This is a genomic window from Azohydromonas lata (assembly GCF_034427735.1).
GTDB lineage: Bacteria > Pseudomonadota > Gammaproteobacteria > Burkholderiales > Burkholderiaceae_C > Azohydromonas > Azohydromonas lata.
In genome coordinates this window covers 67496-84540 of sequence record NZ_JAXOJX010000001.1, presented here as the reverse complement: position 1 = coordinate 84540, position 17045 = coordinate 67496, and the positions used below count along the sequence as shown (strand labels likewise).

The following is a 17045-nucleotide window of genomic DNA, read 5'->3' as shown; positions in this document are numbered from 1 at the left end:
GACCTATGCTTGCCTTTCGGCCGAGCAAGCGGGGTTGTCGCCACGCGCTACTGCCGATTTGAGCGAAAGGACTACCCATGTTGTCCGATGCCTCCGTCACTACGATGCTGCCAGTCAAGGACATGGCCAGGGCACGTGCTTTCTACGAAGGTTGTTTGGGCCTGCAGCCCGGTGGCTTGAAGCCTGATGGCAAGTTTGTCTATTTAGTGGGTGGCAGCACATTGGCCTTGTTCCCGAAGGCCGAGGGAACAAAGGCTGACCATACGGCGATCAGCTTCCAGGTGTCTGATATCGCTGCTGAAATCCAGGCGCTGAAACGTGCTGGCGTGGTTTTTGAGGACTACGACTTTCCGGGCCTGAAAACCGTGAACCACGTCTGCGTGCTTGGTGCGGAGAAAGCAGCCTGGTTCAAGGACACAGAAGGCAATTACCTTTGTATTCACGAGAATCTGGCTACTGCATAACTGGCTGATCGTCCTTCCAACGACCGCAACCTGGAACGGCAGCACTGGGTTCCGTGCGGACGGTTGAATCCCATCCTCGTTTCGGTTCGATTGGCGTCCGCAACGGTAACTATTGCATCCATACAATCCTCGCCGTGAGGCGCAGCGGCTGCTGCCCTTGAACCACTCCGGATAGCTGATTTTTGATCGCGCTGCGCCTCACACCCATTACCGGCAAGTTGCGGGCTCCTTTCTTGATAGCTACATGGCAGCCTTTTCTCAAGTCCCTAAAACTTCAGCCCTCTGAGCACGCCGGCTGGCTCGCCGCAACAGCAAGCTCGCAATAGCGACACCAGGAACCAGTAGCGCTAGCAAGAGCACTGGAATGGCCGGTAGCGGGCGCAGCGCCCATTTCTCCAGTGCCACGTTCATGACCAGTACGAAGGTGATGGCGGTAGGCAGCCACATCGCGGCGGCAATGAGGACGAACTGTCTTGACGTCACACCGGGGGCACCAAGTGCCGTGCGCAGCTTCAGGGCTGCAAGAACGGCCGCGGTTGCCATCATCTGCGTGAAAAGCACGAATGCGACAAGCCCCTTCATTCTTCTTTTCCTTCCCACGAGGCCGGCGGGTTTCCGCCCTCCTCAGTATCAAATCCATGCGTGGCGGCAGTCCCACGTGGTGGCGGCGTTGAGGAACGCTTGCCTTGCATCGTGGGCGGCATGCGAGCCGGCATCTCGGCGTCAACCGCCCTGTTGATAGATAACGCTCGCCGTGTCTCAGCGCGGGGCCCGGTAACCGCTCTCGATCCAGGCACTGGCGGTGACGCTGTTGAGCTTGAACTCCGGACGGACCTTCACGCTGGCCAGTTGCTCGCCAAACACGCCCTTGGCAGACAGCACGGCATAGGGCTCAAACTCGTCCGGCACGATGTCGAGCTCCACCGTGATGGTTTCGCCGCCGGCGCTCACGGCAACGTTCTTGTGCAGCATTGCATACCGGTATTGCTCGGCGCGACGAATGACCTCGCTGGCTGTTTTCACAAGCGTGTTGAACGCTGAAACGTCCAACGGCTTCGGGTTCTTCTTATCGCGGCCCATGGTCCACGGGCCTACCAGGGCAGGCTCGGACTCGCCGTGCCGCGTCATCGCCACTGCCCAGCCGTCGTCGTCCTCGTTCTTGACAACCTGCGCAGTCCAGCCGTTGTCTATCCACAACCGGTCTCCGTGTACCGTTTCTGGTTCCTCGGTGGTGGGCAAGCTCTCCCAAACGTCCGCTTCCATGGCTCTGTACTGCAACACTGTATAAAACAACAGTATGACACGGCCGCTTGCCACTGCGACCCAAGACGCAGTGCATGACTGCCGTGAGCGCGTGCCTGTTCGGCGTGGCCGGCTCGCTGCGGCCCGACAGTTGTCTGTGCTTGCCTATAGCGCGAGCCGGTCCAGCGGCCATGGTGCCGTCGCCACGCCAAACGCTTGGTGGCATGGCAGAGCAGCCCGGCCAGCGCAGTGCCCTATTGTTCGGGTTCCACGCGAGCTTCGGACATGCCCTGTCGAGCGCTGCTTCGTAGCCGTACCCAAGCTGCCATGAAGGAACACCTGCGCGAAGGACGTTCCATGTGCGCGATCGACAGCGCCCGAGAACCGGTGTTTGAATACAGCGGCGATACCTGGCCCTCCAGGTCCTACCCGCGCCGCACAGCGTGCTGTGACGCGTCAATCTGGATGGGAAGCTTGTCACCTTGTTTGACGCGCACCACCTTGCCGCAGCGAGGGGCAACCCTGTGGCAGTGTCCTGCCCGCAAGCTGGCCGGCTGCGGCTGTCGCGGGATTGCCCGCCGGGTGGGCCAGCAGCGGCACCGGCCCTGGAAACAGTTGGACCGGCGGAGGGTCAGGCCGTTTGGCCCGCACCTCGAACTCCGTCCAACATCGGCGAGGGTGTCGTCGTCAGTCTGGTCAAGCAGGTCGATCTGCGCTGCCACCCTCTTACGCTCCACCGTACGGTCTTCACGTCGTTGCGCAAAAAACGGGCAATGCAACCAAACTCTTTTGCTGACAGGCACTTGCGGTACGTTTGCCGGCCTTGAACGGCAGGTTCTCCACAGCGGCAGGGGATAACTCCCGGGTGGGAGGTCGGTCTCAACGCAGCCACTCGTGCTCGCGAAGCACCCTGACCCATATGGCGAACCGGTCGCCGCTGGACGCCTCCAAGCAGCCATCGGGCATGCGGTCCCAGCCGGCACGTATGAGCTCGAACGGCACCACGTCGGCCCTCTTGCGCCACACGAGACGGCGAAATCCGCATTCCAGCGCCGCGCGCGAGATGGCGGCCAGAAGCAACGACGCGCCGCCCGGCACGTCGTCCGCCACGGCGATGCCGCGAAGCTCGGCCGTCAACGCATCGTCCAGGCATTCCAGTCGCGGCTTGGACGCCACGGCAGCACCCGCGAGCGTGCCGTCACAGGCACGTGCGACGCCGACGGCCACCTCGTGGCCATGCAGCTTTCCAAGGGACCGCTGGTGCTGGCGGAACACCTCATTGGCCTCGCGCAGCTCGATCCGCTCCATCGTCCAGGCCGGCCGTTGGGACAGGGCGTGCCGGACAGCGCCGGCGCGCACGCGACGGGCGCGGAAAGTGAGGTTGCCCGGGCAGTCGTGGCCAGCCGGCACGCAAAGGGCCGACGGCGCGGCGCCTGGTGCGTCCGGGTGCAGCGCGCCTTGGGCGGCGGGCGCGGCCGCAGCAGGCAACTGCTGCAGGCCCTGGCGGCGTACCGCAGTCTCCCCGTGGTGAGTGAAAGCCTGCCGCACGCCGGCCAGCAGGCCCTTGGCGGACAGGCGGAGTTGCAATGCGGAAGGCGTTTGCGGCTCGCCGACGGCGAGCCTCTGTACGAGGGCATTCATGGCTACGCTCCTTGGTGCCTTGCACCTGGCGCTGATGGGCTGGTGCTGGCAGTCGGTGGGGGTGCCGGTTGCGGTGCGTCCGCATCGACACGCTGGAGACAGGCTATGAGCCCAAGGACCGGTCTCAAGGTGGCGCTGGCTGGCGGGGCGGTGCCGTAACTGCGTAGCGCTCTGTAACCATTGCCTGCGCCAGTCGCATGAACAGATGCCGCAATGCATTCAAGTGAGCATGCGACGTGACGTGGTGGCCTCTACCGTGCCAGTCGCCTGGGTGGCAGACTGGTTGCGCTTTGCAGTTGGCGTTCGTGCCGACTTGGCCCTTGTTTCCGCGCTCTCACGGCGCTGGTCAAGGTCTGCGGTTCCTCATGGGAGCCGTGGCGTAGCGGTCGTTACCCGCCCTTGAAGGGACGTCCCTGTGACGTCCACTTGGCTGCTCTCGCAGCCGACAAGCCTGCTGCCTGCACAAGGCACACGCTCTGCGCGTCCGTACTTCGGTCGGCTGCCAGAGTTGGGACGCAAGTCCTGCTCGCGCGACGGTCCCGTCGCAGCTTCGGCTGTGCCTGCTCGTTGCCTTTTCGGAGCGAACCACGCTTGGTGCGTGACGCTCTTCAACCCGGCATGGGGAACATCGTTTCCCGTGCGGGGACTGGTGTTCCCTTTTGCTCACGCGAAAGAGAACCGCCATGTCCTGCATCGTTCACAACAACGTGATCACGTGCCGCCTGCTGGGTGGCTCTGGCCGGCCTCAGCCTCGTGCTGCGGTCGCGGTGAAGGTACCGGTCCTGTTCAAGGCAGCCGCCTGTCCGACGAAGTCGGATGCGGTTGAAGCGCTCCAAGCGTGGCCACTGGCTGCGTGAGGTGTGTCTTGGACAAGGACGAGTGGAAGAGCTTCCTGCGCTGGCTCGATGAGGCCCACCTGCAGGAGCTGCGCGCGCGCAAGCAGCGGATCGTCGACGTCCTGGTGGAAATCAGGGATCGCGACGTTCGCAGTGATGCGCGCCGCATGCTGCGTCTGATCGATGCGGAGATCCTAGCTCATGAGAGCCGGGGCCTTCGCCGGTCAGCGCCACGCAGGCGTTCGAAGAGCGCTTAAGGCGGCGAGAAAGGTCAGCCCAGTCGGGACGGTCCAATGCGGCCGCCCACAGGGCTTTCCTTTCAAGAGCCGCACGACCTCCCTCGATGACTTCGAGGGCTACGCCGGATCGCTTCATTGGTCTGGCCTTTTCTGGGTTTCGCTTGACCGCGGTTCCCGACTTCGCAACCGGCGGGGATTCGCTGTCTCCCGCCGGGGGATGGTTCGTCCCCATTTTCCACCTGGAAAGGAGTGAACCATGAACCAGACCAACGGCTTCCAGCAAAACCGGCGCTGGCAGCAAGAGGAAGCAGCCTGGATGGATCTGTACAAGAACGTCGAGGACTTGACGGTCGCTGAACAGATCGTGGAGCTGCTCGAGTCGGACGCCACCGCCCGGCACGAGCATCTGGCCCTGTACCTGCAGGCCAAGGGAACGCTCAAGCGCTGCAACGCAGCACGTGCGCGTAACCAGCGTGTCGGCGCCGCCGTACGTGCAGCGTTCTCGCTCGTTTTCGTGAAGCCGTTCAAGCTTCTCGGGAAGGCTCGAAGCGCTGTGGCGGACATGGCGGTGGAGATGCTGCCGCAGCCGCCCAAGACCGCAGAGGTGATGCTCGTGCCGGCCAAGCCGAAGCGCGCGACCACCCCTCGACGCAAGCCTGCTGCTGCCAAGCAAGCAGAGCCTGCGCAGGTCCAGGTCGCGGCGCTGCAGCAAGACGGCGAGCTCGGCAAGAAGCTCACCGCCGCGGAGTTGGCACCCGCCGAGGGCGCTGGCCCCGCTCAGGCTGCCAACGGGGAAACGGTCCCCAACGTCAAGAGCGCCTGACGCTCTTCGTCGATGAGCCAGTGCAAGAGGCGGGTCTCCCTGGAGGTGCCCCAGTAATGCCTCTTGCACCTGGCCACGTACTCGTCCAGGTCGTGGACCGACTTCACACCCACGGGAGCAATGCCCGTGATCTTGCGAAGCCGGTCCACTTCCCGGGGGGTCAACCTGATTTGGTTTCCAAGCCTCAGCATCTCTCGACTCCAGCAGCTGCATGGCCTCCATGTGGCAGCCAATGCCGCGAGTTGTAGCGCAAGGGGCGAAAAACACCGAATCACCTTGCCACCACTTCGATCAAGACCAGCGCCAGTGCACGCCTTTGCGCAGCACCGCGCGCTCCACGAAGTGGGCTCCGAACAGCTGGGCGGTTGGAAGCTGCATGCCGCAGCTGCCGCCTTCAGGGAGACACCCATGAAGGTGATCTTCTTCACCCAAGGCGCGGACACGCGCTTCGTCCTTCCCGCAACGAGGACCTGTGTCTTCTTCTGCGGAGGGCGGTGGCGCACCGCTGTTCTTCGCTGCGCCACCACGTACGCGGTCGCCCTCCTCGAGCACGGCTGGCAGCGCCAGCCCGTGGAAGTCGTCGAGCGGTAGCGGCGCGCCACACGGATCTGCCGCCAGGGATGGCCGCGGCTCCGCTACCCGGCCGGGCCACCAACTTGGCTCGGCTACCGAGCTCGACAGCGCCTGCGCGCTGACACCCAAGCCCGCCGCTGCGGCGCTGCGACAGCGTCGCCGGCGCTGCAGCGGGTTCGCCGCCCGCATGGGCGGCGCCGATTCAACCTTGCGAGGTACTCGAATGTCTCAACATCTCGTGAAGACCCAGTGCGACGGCCAGGCTGTCGTTGTCCAACTGGGATGGGACCGGCCGCTCGCCGGCTTCTACTGCGTCGTCGAAGCGGCTGACAACCAGGGCGACGAATACGTTTACAGCAACCTGACCGACGTCGAGTTGCTGGACAGCCACGGCTTGTCGCCCGACCTGTCCTACTTCGAGGCCGTGCTGCAGCGCCTTGGCATCAGGGTGCCCGCAGCGATGTTCCAGGCCACCCGGGAAGACGCTGCCAACAACGTCGGCAACCGGGTCGTCTGGTACGACGAGGAGCCGCCGATGGGCGGCGTGCCCGGTGCCGTGGGCTTGATCAGCCGGCCGCAGAGGTGAACCATGCCTTCTGTTGAGCTGATCGAGAGCTTGGCTCGCGTGCAGGTGTACCTGAAGGAGATCTGCAAGGTCTTCTTCGATACCCCTCTCGTGGTCCACGTGCTGGGGCAGCCCGAGGTCGACAAGTTCAAGGCTCTCATCGAGCAACAAGACGGCTTCGCGGCGTTGGGCTTGGCGCTGTGCCAGGCCGTCAGCTTCAACCTCAAGTGCGAAGGCTTCGATCCGACGATCTACCTCAAGCTGCTCGACGCGATGGACGGCTATCTGACCGCGCGGCGCAGCTCGCCGTCGGCGACCACGGAACTTGAGCGGCTTGCGCTCCTGAGCCGTTCGCTCGACCTGCTCGTTGACGTCTCGGAAGTGCTGCTGCACAGCGAGAGGGCTCGCCAGCTCGTCTGCGGTCGAGCCGCGTAGTCCCCGACGTTGCTAACCCACCATGCATGCCTCGGTCCTCACGGGCCGAGGCATGCCTTTTTGGAGGTTCAAAGCACGCCGCTCAGCCCGGCCCAGGTGCCGCTGTCGGGATCGCCGGCTCCGCATGGGCGTCCCTGGCCTGCGCGGCCGCTTCGATGGCCCCAACGACCGCATCCGCCACGTCCTGCGCGGCCTCGCTGCGCGGCTGTCGATAGGAGCCGAGGCCTTGCGCTGCACACTGGATGCAATCGAGGGCTGCTTCAGCCCCGATGTCGGAGCCGTGGAGCAGCACCCGCGCACCCCAGACCGACAGCAGCGCCCCGGCCGCGGTCAGTCCGTGCACCAGCGCGTGATGGATCAAGCCGCCGTCCTCGTAGAACGCCGGCGCCACTGTCACCGACAGCGCAACGCAGCCTATGCCGGTGAGCAGCTTCACCATCGCGCAGTAGCGACTGGCCAGGCCAGTGGCGGTCGAAGGCCGTTCAAGGTAGTCGACGGTTTCAGCCATCCATGCGCTCCTGTAGGACGTGGGCCTGCTGCCTTCAAGCCGGCAGCAGCCTTCGGTGCTCCAGCCAGTGGGCGAACTCCTCTGGCAACCGGACTGCGGCGCGTGCCCGCGTCAATCCGACATAAAGCAGGTGGACTTCCTCGGTCTCGACTTCCCCGAGCTCCAGTTCCCTGCCCTCCTCGAAGAACGGCATGTAGTCGTCTGCCAGCCAGACCTGCTCGAACTCCAGCCCCTTCGTCTTGTGCGTCGTGCCGATGAAGATGCCGTCGAATTGGGCCCAGGCGCTCTTGTTCATCTTCACGTGGCGCGCCGTGATCTCGTCGATGAGCACCGGGATGCGGCCGCCATACCGCTCGACGGCGCGCACGAGCTGTTTGAGCTCTGCGTCCTCGGCATCCAGCGCCAGCTCGGCCAGCTCCGCGAAGCTCGGGAAGCTCCTGAGGTAAGGATCGCGGACCATTGCCCGCTCACCCATCCAGAGGTGGTAGGCGTCGAGGATCTTCTCCAGCCGGTATCCCTCGGTGCCACCGATGAAGTGGTAGCTGCGGTCGAGGTCGAGGAAGTTCACGGCCTCTTCGAATGCCATGGCGTTCGTGCGCGTGATGATGGCGAACGGCCTGGTGACGTCGACGTCGAGCCTGGTCTTGCGTGGCTCGCCGGCGCCCACGATCGGGTGCATGAACTCCCCCTTGAAATTGCTCAGCAGCGCGTTGGCCATGTGCGCGATGCCTTCCCCGAAGCGCCAGCTGCTCATCAACGGCAACCGCTCGTCGGCGTCGAGCAGGCGAAGTGCGTTGACGCTGCCGCGGTAGCCGTTGATGGACTGTGCCTCGTCACCAACCATCACGATGGTGGCGTCCTGGCGCGTCACGACGTCGAACGTGCAATGGTTGAGGTCCTGCGCCTCGTCGACGAGCACCACACCGAACTCCCGCAGCAGCGGCTGCTGCAGCTGGTAGAGCTTGAGATACCCATCATGAGGCAGCCGGATCTCTGTCTCGTGGGGATCCACCATGTGCTCCCAGAGCAGCTGCGCCAGCTGCAACAGCACGCGAGGCTCGCCCAGCCTGACCACGATGTGATTGGGCAGGTGGTCCATTCCCAGCTGCTCGTCGAGCGACCCGCACCACGCCTGGATGGCAGCCAGTGCCGCATTGGCTGCCAGAGGGCTGCAGCCCAGTACACGCGCCACCGTGGATGGATAGGTCTTCCCTACTCGCTGCTCGACACGGCTGCCGAACAGCGCGCGCGCGACCTTGTAGGCCAGGGCATGCGAGGTCCGGCAGACGACGTTGGACGGCATCCTGGCCGCGGCCTCGAGCTGGATCGCCTTGTTGTACGCCAGGCACAGCATCCGCTGGCGCGGGCGAGCAAGCGCATAGGCCTGCAGCGTCGTGGATTTGCCAGTGCCGGCACCGGCCTGCACTACCAGGCGGCGCGCCGTCGAGGAGACGATACGCTGTCCCTCCGCACTCAGCTGAATCGGTGCGGGGCAGGTAGGCATGCGCAGGCGCGAAAGTGGGCGGCCATGCGCCGATGTTGCCGAGGCCTGCGCGTGCGGCCAAGGCGAAATCCCGCCGAAACTGGCCGACTTGAGGCGAGATCCTGAAGCCGGCGGCCTTCCCGGACCTGCGTTCCCGGCTCGGCCGCGAGGGCCGTGGCAGGGGCCGTGCCAGCTTCAGGGCTGGGGCAGCCTGGCTTTGGGATTGAGTACCGCCATCACCGTTTCCAGGTTGCGGCCCACCAGGGGATCGACCGCGAACGGAGGCTTGTCGCCTTGGAGCACGGTTCGCACAGCGAACCGATGCCGCTGCCCGTCCAGCGCCACGGTCACGAAGCTGCCGGCCTCCTGCTCGCCGCGCTCGTACCGATCCTTGCCGGCCACGAACAGTCGGGTGGGCGCCTTGCCTCTGCCGAAGAGCGCCAGCGTGACACCGCTGCCCATCATATGAACTACTCCACCCTTTGCTGCGCAGAGGATGGAGTTTCATAGGGGCGCTCACGCGTCCCTATACCGGCCAGTTCCTGACCGTGATGCGTACCCATCGCCCAGCTCAGCACGACGCGCGCCGAAGCCAGGTCGCGGGGTTCCGTGTGTCCACATTCCGCGCATGCATGCATCCGCATCGACAAGCTCTTTATTGCCAGCGCCCAACATGCGGGGCATCGCTGGCTTGGCTTGAGCTTTCGAGTTGGCGCCTCGACCCATTCGCCGCCAGTTTCCAGCACTTTGCAGCGAAGCAGGGATGTAAACAGCGCAGGGGCTGTGTCGAGAATCTCGCGGTTCAAGCCCGCCTTCTGTGCGACTCCCCTGCCGGGCTCCTCCATAGTCCCGGCGGCGCTACGCGTCATGTTGGCGATGCGTAGCTCTTCGGTTGCCACCAGCGCGTAATGCCGGGCGAGCTTGGCAGTCTGCTGGTGCGCCCAATCCAGGCGGCGCCGGGCAGTCTTGGCGCGGGCGCGCGACAGCCGCTGCACGGCCTTGCGGCGTCGGTTAGATCTCTTATTGCGCTTGCGCGAGACGCTCTGCTGCAACTCTTTGATGTGGTCCTTCTCGGACTGCCACCAGCGAGGGTTGTCCAGCCGCACGTCCTCGCCCGCGTGGTCCACACCCGTGAGGAAGGTTTCGACGCCCCAATCAAATGCCATGGCCGCATTGCTCGTGCGCTGGCGCTGCGGGGTGCCGATGTCCAGCGTGAGCGACAAGTACCACTTACCATCGCGGTGTAGCACGTCGCTGGCACGCACGTCGCCGCCCTGGCGGGCCTGCCCACGTGCTCGAAGGTGCCCGAGGCCCAACAGCCGCAGCGTGCCGTGGCGCCAATCGGCGCCCGGCGTGAAACGCCAGCCGTCGCCATGTGTCTTGAAGCTGAAGCCAGGGAAGCGTTGCAACGACTTGAAGCGCGGGAAGCCTGGAGCTTGGCCCGCCTTGACGCGGCGGAAGAACGCGGCAAACGCCTTGTCCAGCCGGCGCAACGTCATCTGCTGGCTAGAGCAGTTGGCAGCCTCAGCCCACTCAGGCAGTTCGCGGCGCAGCACCGTGAGGGATTTGCACTGATCGGCGTAGCTCAACCTCTTGCCGGTCTTGCGCCAGCAGTCAATGCGCTCTTCCAGCGCCGCGTTGTAGAGCTGCTGGTGCGATCGCAACAGTGACTGCAAAGCGACCTCCTGCTTCGGCGTTGGATACAGCCGAAAGGTCGTCTTGCGGAGGTTGCGTTCCATGTCCATGGTTTATGAAGATGCAAACTTAAAGCTTCAGTTCAAGAGCAGTCCCAGGCCAAACCCTGGCCTTGCGGCCGGCGTGCTACCCCACCTCCACCGGATGCGGGCGGCTTCCCCTCCACGCCATCTGCGTGGTCAACCATCATTGGATGAAGCTCCTCGGGCTTTCGGTGCACTTGCCGGTGCCGCCACCGGCCTGCACTGCCAGGCGGCGCGCCGTGGAGGAGACGATGCGCCGCGCGTGCGCACCCAGCTGAATCAGCGCTGGGTACGCAAGCATGCACGGGCACGAGAGTAGGCGGCCATGCGCCGATGTTGCCGATGCCCCCGCCTAGGGCCAAGGCGAAATCACGCCGAAAGTGGCCGACTTGAGGCAAAGTCCTGAAGTCGGCGGCCTTCTTGGTCCATTCGTGCCCAGCTCGGCCACAGGGGCCGCTGCGGGATCGTCGCCCGCTTCAGGGCTGCGGCAGCTTGGCCCTGGTATCGAGTACCGCCATCACCACTTCCAGATTGCGGCCCACTAGGGGATCGACTGCGAAAGGCGGCTTGTCGCCCTGGAGCACGGTTCGCACGGCGAACCGATGCCGCTGCCCGTCGAGCGCCACGGTGACGAAACTGCCAGTCTCCTGCTCGCCGCGCTCGTACCGATCCTTGCCGGCCACGAAAAGCCGGGTGGGCGCCTTGCCGCTGCCGAAGAGCGCCGGCGTGACGCCGCTGCCCATCATGAAGGAACCGAAGGTCGGCGAGATCCAGCCGTTCATGATGCCCACGGCCCCTGCGACGACCCGCAGCACGTCGACGCCCCGGTTGTCGGCGCGGCCGTCGGTCTGCTGCCCGCCTGGCTGCTGTGCGGCGGCGCTGATCTCGGCCAGCAATACCCGGCGCGCGTTGAAGTTCGACGTGTAGACGTAGAAGCCGCTGTCGAGCTCGACCGTGATGGCGTTGGCCGGCGCCGCACCGGCGTCCGCGACCTGCAGCCCCTGCTTGCGCGCCAGCTCGGCCAGCGTGGCGTCCACGCGCGCGAAAGCCTCCTCCGAGGGCATCCCGCTGCCGAACACGCGGCGGGCTTTGAGCACCAAGGGCCGGTCGGGGTGCGCTGCCAGTGCGGCGCGTGCGGCTTCCGAGCCCTCGATGAAGACCTGAATGTCCGCTGCGGCCGGGGTCGAGGTGGACTGCGTCGGCGCCGGGACTGGCTCGGCGCCGGCGCCGGGGCTGGCTTGGACGCCGGCGGCCAGCGCCAGCGTCAGGGCCGCGGTGAGATGGCTGGTGCGCAGCATAAGCATTCCTTTCAAGCATCAGCCGGCGTGGCGACTGGTTGGTCCTGGGGCTCGCATTGGGCGGCCTCACTGTCCGCTCCATCGGGGACGAAGCCATACCTTGCCCACACCGCCGCGTCAGCTTCTATCGGCCCGCACCGCTTGCTTTCCAGGTTCATGACGACGCCGTGGTGGCGCAGGCGCCCTTGCGAGAAAAGCTCGTAGAGCAACTGCGCCCCCATCCTGACCACCACGTCGTTGATGAACAGCCCTTGGCTGGCCAGCGACATGCGAACGGAGCACGAAGGGGTGTTGTCGTCCGGGATGGAGGGGTCCAGCAGTTCCGGGAATAGCTCGGTGATGCACGGCAGCCGCAGGCCGCCCGCGCGGCGCTTCTTTGTGCGGGGTTCGCCCAGGAGCACTTGCGCCGTGGCCTCCTTGTTGCCCAGGTCCAGCCAGTAGGCCGGGGCGTTGTCCGCTCCGAGCAGGGCTTCATGGAGGGCACGGCGCGCGGCGCGCGTATCGACACACGACACCACCACGTCAGGGTCGATGCTCACGCCGGCCTCCTTGCGGTCCTCGTAGCGGGCAGGCACGGCCTCCCAATCGAATCCGTAGAACAGGTTGAGCCGGTGGACCGTGACGACGGACTTGTACTGCCCGAGGTCGGCGCGGCTGTAGAGCTGGCGCCCCACGTTCGCCTCGGACACACGGTCCGCGTCGAATGCCATGACGTGCAGGCCGCCCGGGTGGCCCAGGGCGCGCATCGCAATGTCCAGCCGCGCCAGGCACGCGGCCATCTGTGCGCCGTTGCCGCCCACCCCGACGAGGTGGACCATGACGCGCTTTTCGAGCAGGGCCGGGTCGATGCGGTGTTCCATGGGGACGCTCCAGTGCTCCTTGTGCTGGGAACAGTTTCCTGCGGGCTGCCGCTGCCTCAAGTCCCGGGCAAGCTGCGCGCTGCAGCCCTACACGGCAGCTATCTGCTTTGCCAGGGTGGTGTTCAGCGTCTTGAGCACCCACTCGGGGAACTTGCTGAATTTCCCGTCAAGCATGTCGCGCCAGAATGCATAGGTTCCGCCCGGGTACTTCAGCAGATTGCCCGCCGCGTTCGTGTGGGTGAAGAAGGAGCCGAAGAAGCAGCGGTTCCACGCCTCGATCTGCTCAACCGGACTGCCGCTCGGCACCGTGACGTTGCCGATGCAGATTTGCCCGCCCTGCCAGACGTTGAGGTACGGCGCCTGGAACAGGGCTGTCTGAGGCGTGGGCCGGTCGGTGCCGCGCACGGCCCACACGTACCATCCCTTGTTGCCGTTGACGCAGAACACCAGCCCGGGATGCGGAACGACCTCTCCCCGCTCCGGTGCGCCCATCGCCTCGTTTCGGATGGCGATGTGCCGTGCTGCCGGCGGCGCCCACCACGCCACCACATCGCCGGACCAGTAGAGCAGTTCGGGCGGCGTGAAGCCGCCCTTGCGCGGCTGTCGCGATAGCTCCCGCACCAGCCGGGTCGAAGCCTGCACCGTCAGCGCATGTCCCGACAGGATGATCGGGCCATCTTCGCCCGACATGACCCGATGCACCGTGACATGGCACTGGCCTGGGTTGCCATAGCGGTCCTTGCGCTCGTAGACGAGAAGGGCCTTGCGCAACTGCACGGCGCCCTCTCGTTCCTCATGGATGGTGAATGCCGGCTGGGCCATGGCTCATGCCTCAAGAGTTGTCTGCCTGCGGCCAGTCTCCGTCCGATAGGAGCGTGATCAACCTGTCGAGCAGCCGGATGCAATCGAAATGGTGCTTCATGGCGCTGCCCCACTGCTGCAGCGAGGCGCTGTTGTCGAGGTCGAACGGATGAAGCCCGATGGTGTCGCGGGTTTCACTTTCGGAAGCGTAGTTGCAGTAGTCGTCGTAGAGCCGCGTGCTGAGGTCGTCCTCGTGCCATGCCAACAGCGCGGCGTGCCCTGTGAACCAGCCGTCCTCCTGCGCGTCAAAATCGGCCGTTGAGCGCGCCGCCAGGAGCCGCGCCCGCGCCGCCTTGAGCGCCAACACGCTGTCGATCACCTCGCGCTCGCGCGGCGCCAGCGCGCCCCGCTTCAGGCGGCGCAACTGCTGCACCTTCAGGTTGGGGCGCTTGGAAGGAAACTCCGTGGCCCACTTCGGAAAGGCCGCGTCGAGCTTGGCGCGGGTAATCATTTCCTCGGCCAGGTCGCGCCGCTCCTCATCGGTTTCGCAGTTTTCAAGAGCTTCCGACTCGTCGTCCAGCCCGTACCAGTAGAACTCCTGGCAGACCTCCAGCGCATCCCTGGGGCTGAAGAAGGGCATCACATCGCTGTTCTCGTCGAAGGCCGTGAGCACCGTTGCACCCAGGCCCTTGTGGACGTTCTCCAGGGCCTGCAGCGCGTGGCCGATGGGCCAAAGCCCGCAGGTGGCGAACCAGCGGATTTCCGCTTCAGGCGCCAACTCGGGCTCCGCGTACCCGATGGACCTCTCCGTCTCCGTCTCCGTCTCGGAGCGCAGGACGAGCACGAAGGACAAATCCAGGCAGTGCAGTTCGCCAAGTTGCTGGTGGAGCCAAGCTTGCAAAGCGGCCTCGCAGACCTTCAGCATGCTGCGCCGCCCGGCCTTCACCGCAGCGGCGTCGATGACGCCGCCGTCGAGCAGACCGCGCGCAAGGCGCGCCTGGAGGCGGCGGCTGGCCAGCGGCTCGATGGCTTCCGGTATGGACGGGTCCAGGCGGGGCACGCTCAAGGGCATGCCTACGGTAGCGGGAGGAGCGATTGCCATGGTGGAAGGTGCCTGTCATCACGTCGGGTGCGCGCGGCGCCCAGGAACAGCGCGTCGGTGCAAAGCTCGTTGTAGGCGCTGGCGTGTCGCCGCACCGCCCGGGAAGCCATCGCCTTGAGCATCTGCGCGGCGGGCCCGTCAGTGCCCTCGGCAAGGGCTTCGTTGACCGCGTTGCTGAACGCCTCGACTTCCTCAGCCCTTGGTTTCGACTGCGCGGCGGAACGTGATTTCCTGGACGCCATCGGTGATCTCCCCGTACACGACCTCGGCACTCGCCAACTCGGAAATTTCCTCGGCGTGCATGTCTCTCACGCCCTTGGCGTCCAAGCCGGGAAAGTCGGCCAACTGCACCCCGTTGTAGAAGAACCGCCGCTGGATCGGCTTGACTTCGATAGCCATTGCGTTTTCCTTCAATTGAACAGGTCGAGCGTGGTGTCGCCGCTGCTGCCGCTACCGGCGCCGGCTCCCTCTTGTGCGCTGCCTTCGGCGTCGGCGTCCGCGTCGTCGCCGTCAGGGTCGCCATCGGTGGCGCTGGCGCTGCCGGCGCCAGCAGGATTCTGCGTTGCGCCCTTGCTGCCCGAGCCCTTCGCCGCGCCGCTGATCGCCTGCGTGGCCTTGCGCTGAGAGGCCGTCTTGGCAGCGGCAAGCACTTCTGCGGTCGCGGCAGCCTGCTGTGCCAAGCTGGTATGGGCTTGCGTGTAGTCGCGCAAGGCGTGAACGAAGCCGGCGTCGAATTCCTCGGGGGTGGCCGTGAGGCTCAGTGGCGTTGCCAGTGCCGGCTCGGCGGCGTCCTTCTGGACTTTGGGCTTGACGTTGATGGTCATGCGGCCGGTCTTTTCGTCCGCAACGATCTGCAGCGTCAGCGCGGTGTGCTGCGCCAGCGCGTACAACTCGGTGAATATGCTCATTCGATTTCGCGGGAAACCTTGGCATCGATGCCGAGGAGGGATAGCGCGCGGCGCTATGCGCCGCCCCTGCTCCCGCTCTCCTTTCAATCTTGCGCTATGAGTTGATATCCGTAGCCGTCGCCGCGCATAAGCATGCGGCAGTGCTTGTGGCCGATGCCCTGCACGGTGGTGGTAGCGGTCTGGACGTTGAAGCTGCCAGTGCTGCGCACGGCCACGCGGCCGATGTAGACACCGACTTTCTTGGACGAGGCAGGCACGGTGGCGCGCACCATGTCTCCGGTGCGGAAGCCCTTCACCGACTTCTCGCGCATCAAGTGGCCACGCGGAAAACCATGGGAGTCCAGGCGCGTGCGGCTACGCGAGCCGCGCCCGCTGCACTTCACCTGCAGTACCGGCTGGGCGGTGCGGCGAACCTCGCCGACACGGCCGACGCATGCCGCGTCCAGCACGTGGGACTTGGGCACGCCCAACCGGGCGCGATTGAATTTCGTGCGCCCGCCCGATCCGGTCTGCAGCGCCAGGCCCATGGCCTTCAGTTCGGTGAACAGCCGCCAGCGCGTGGCGTTTACCGCAGCGGAGTCCTTCAGTGGCGCCTTGACATGGGCCAGGATGCGGTTCAAGCGCTCGGGCTGCTCGCGCAGGAACTCGCGCACGTTCTGCGATCCCTTTTTCTGATTGCACCCCCGGCACGCCAGCGCCAGGTTGCTCACCCGGTTGCTGCCCCCACGGGCGCGCGGGACGATGTGATCCTTCTCCAGCGGCACATGTTCGGCGTCGCAGTAGGCGCATTTGCGGTTCCACTTCGCCAGCAGGTATTCGCCCACTTCGAAGCCAGCCAGCTCGCCGCGCTGGTACTCGACGCCTTCGATGCTGTGCCCCTCGGCCTGTTCCTGCATGAGCTGCATGTCGAAGCGCACCAGCTCCTGCGCCAGTTCCGTGACCGGCGCCCACCGCTGCAGTCGGCGCACCCAGCTCAGCGTGGTCTGGACGCGGTGCATAAGCGACGGCGCCAGCCAGCCGGTGCGGTTGCCGCCACGGTTGTCGAAGCGTGGCGCGCGGTAGCGGGTATTCCTGCTCCGGCGCGAGCGGCGCAGCATCGCACGGCGCCGCAGGCTGTCGCAGATCGTGTGGCCTCGATGCACCAACTCCACCAGCGCCGCGATGTGCAGCACCGGCTCACTAATCTCGCCCGTGGCGGCATTGATGCTTTCTTCAATGCGAGACAGCGCCAGCCCCGTGCCCTTGCTGCCCGGGTCGATGGACAGCCGCAGAGGCTGCAGCACCGATTCGGCCTGTGCGCGGTCTACCAGCCGGATCGTGAACGGGTACAGGCGTTGCACTCGGGCGCGGCCGGCGGCTAGCAGCCTCCTCGCGCGCTTCTCGCTGCATGGCATCAACGGCTGCTTCCACTTGTCCAACACGAACACCGACATGACGGCTCCTCAAATACTTGCCCTTACGGGCCTTGTGACGGGCGCCCTACGGCGCCGCTCTCCTCGACCATGTTGCGCACCGGGTAGCGCCTCTTGCGGGGCACCCGCCGCAGCCC

The 17045-nt window shown here is 65.5% G+C and carries 20 protein-coding genes; 6 read left to right on the top strand and 14 right to left on the bottom strand.

Going from position 1 to position 17045, the window contains the following annotated elements; translation table 11 throughout:
* Positions 1-77 precede the first annotated feature (77 nt).
* On the top strand, positions 78-464 hold the full coding sequence (locus tag SM757_RS00390; protein WP_322464119.1) for a VOC family protein: 387 nt from the start codon (positions 78-80) through the stop codon (positions 462-464).
* Between the two features lie 258 nt (positions 465-722).
* Here the strand turns inward: SM757_RS00390 and SM757_RS00385 are convergent, their stop codons facing one another.
* The 3 genes from SM757_RS00385 to SM757_RS00375 all read right to left on the bottom strand — a co-directional run bounded on the left by SM757_RS00385 (position 723) and on the right by SM757_RS00375 (position 3347).
* The gene (locus SM757_RS00385) at positions 723-1046 is read right to left on the bottom strand and encodes a hypothetical protein (RefSeq protein WP_322464118.1); all 324 of its coding nucleotides are present in this window, start codon (positions 1044-1046) and stop codon (positions 723-725) included.
* A gap of 177 nt (positions 1047-1223) precedes the next feature.
* Positions 1224-1727 carry a hypothetical protein gene (locus tag SM757_RS00380; protein ID WP_322464117.1) on the bottom strand — a complete coding sequence of 168 codons (504 nt, stop codon included), beginning with the start codon at positions 1725-1727 and terminating at the stop codon, positions 1224-1226.
* 858 nt (positions 1728-2585) lie between these two features.
* Entirely contained in the window at positions 2586-3347 is a 762-nt protein-coding gene (locus SM757_RS00375; RefSeq protein WP_322464116.1) for a hypothetical protein, read from the bottom strand.
* An 865-nt stretch (positions 3348-4212) separates the two neighbouring features.
* On the opposite strand from SM757_RS00375, the gene SM757_RS00370 reads away from it, so the two are divergent.
* From SM757_RS00370 to SM757_RS00350, 5 genes are all read left to right on the top strand, one after another.
* The gene (locus tag SM757_RS00370) at positions 4213-4440 is read left to right on the top strand and encodes a hypothetical protein (protein ID WP_322464115.1); all 228 of its coding nucleotides are present in this window, start codon (positions 4213-4215) and stop codon (positions 4438-4440) included.
* A 238-nt stretch (positions 4441-4678) separates the two neighbouring features.
* Positions 4679-5245 (top strand): hypothetical protein, encoded by a 567-nt coding sequence (locus tag SM757_RS00365; RefSeq protein ID WP_322464114.1) that lies wholly within the window; start codon positions 4679-4681, stop codon positions 5243-5245.
* A gap of 408 nt (positions 5246-5653) precedes the next feature.
* Positions 5654-5836 (top strand): hypothetical protein, encoded by a 183-nt coding sequence (locus SM757_RS00360; protein WP_322464113.1) that lies wholly within the window; start codon positions 5654-5656, stop codon positions 5834-5836.
* A 205-nt stretch (positions 5837-6041) separates the two neighbouring features.
* On the top strand, positions 6042-6404 hold the full coding sequence (locus SM757_RS00355) for a hypothetical protein (protein WP_322464112.1): 363 nt from the start codon (positions 6042-6044) through the stop codon (positions 6402-6404).
* A 3-nt stretch (positions 6405-6407) separates the two neighbouring features.
* Entirely contained in the window at positions 6408-6818 is a 411-nt protein-coding gene (locus SM757_RS00350; protein ID WP_322464111.1) for a hypothetical protein, read from the top strand.
* Positions 6819-6900: 82 nt separating this feature from the next.
* Here SM757_RS00350 and SM757_RS00345 read toward each other — a convergent pair whose 3' ends face one another.
* The 11 genes from SM757_RS00345 to iscB form a co-directional block, all read right to left on the bottom strand.
* A complete protein-coding gene (locus tag SM757_RS00345) occupies positions 6901-7326 on the bottom strand; it encodes a hypothetical protein (RefSeq protein ID WP_322464110.1) in 426 nt (141 codons plus the stop codon).
* Between the two features lie 34 nt (positions 7327-7360).
* Positions 7361-8830 carry a UvrD-helicase domain-containing protein gene (locus SM757_RS00340; RefSeq protein ID WP_322464109.1) on the bottom strand — a complete coding sequence of 490 codons (1470 nt, stop codon included), beginning with the start codon at positions 8828-8830 and terminating at the stop codon, positions 7361-7363.
* Between the two features lie 174 nt (positions 8831-9004).
* Positions 9005-9274 (bottom strand): hypothetical protein, encoded by a 270-nt coding sequence (locus SM757_RS00335; protein WP_322464108.1) that lies wholly within the window; start codon positions 9272-9274, stop codon positions 9005-9007.
* A 5-nt stretch (positions 9275-9279) separates the two neighbouring features.
* The gene (locus tag SM757_RS00330) at positions 9280-10554 is read right to left on the bottom strand and encodes an RNA-guided endonuclease InsQ/TnpB family protein (RefSeq protein WP_322464107.1); all 1275 of its coding nucleotides are present in this window, start codon (positions 10552-10554) and stop codon (positions 9280-9282) included.
* A 449-nt stretch (positions 10555-11003) separates the two neighbouring features.
* Positions 11004-11825, bottom strand: coding sequence for a hypothetical protein (locus SM757_RS00325; protein WP_322464106.1), 822 nt, complete (start codon positions 11823-11825; stop codon positions 11004-11006).
* An 11-nt stretch (positions 11826-11836) separates the two neighbouring features.
* Positions 11837-12685 carry a PRTRC system ThiF family protein gene (locus SM757_RS00320; protein WP_322464105.1) on the bottom strand — a complete coding sequence of 283 codons (849 nt, stop codon included), beginning with the start codon at positions 12683-12685 and terminating at the stop codon, positions 11837-11839.
* A gap of 87 nt (positions 12686-12772) precedes the next feature.
* A complete protein-coding gene (locus SM757_RS00315) occupies positions 12773-13507 on the bottom strand; it encodes a PRTRC system protein B (RefSeq protein ID WP_322464104.1) in 735 nt (244 codons plus the stop codon).
* 10 nt (positions 13508-13517) lie between these two features.
* A complete protein-coding gene (locus SM757_RS00310; RefSeq protein ID WP_322464103.1) occupies positions 13518-14588 on the bottom strand; it encodes a PRTRC system protein F in 1071 nt (356 codons plus the stop codon).
* A 192-nt stretch (positions 14589-14780) separates the two neighbouring features.
* A complete protein-coding gene (locus SM757_RS00305; RefSeq protein WP_322464102.1) occupies positions 14781-14987 on the bottom strand; it encodes a PRTRC system protein C in 207 nt (68 codons plus the stop codon).
* An 11-nt stretch (positions 14988-14998) separates the two neighbouring features.
* Positions 14999-15478, bottom strand: a complete 480-nt coding sequence (locus SM757_RS00300) for a PRTRC system protein E (protein ID WP_322464101.1) — start codon at positions 15476-15478, stop codon at positions 14999-15001.
* Positions 15479-15579: 101 nt separating this feature from the next.
* Positions 15580-16929, bottom strand: a complete 1350-nt coding sequence (gene iscB, locus SM757_RS00295; protein ID WP_322464100.1) for an RNA-guided endonuclease IscB — start codon at positions 16927-16929, stop codon at positions 15580-15582.
* Between the last annotated feature and the right edge of the window lie 116 nt (positions 16930-17045).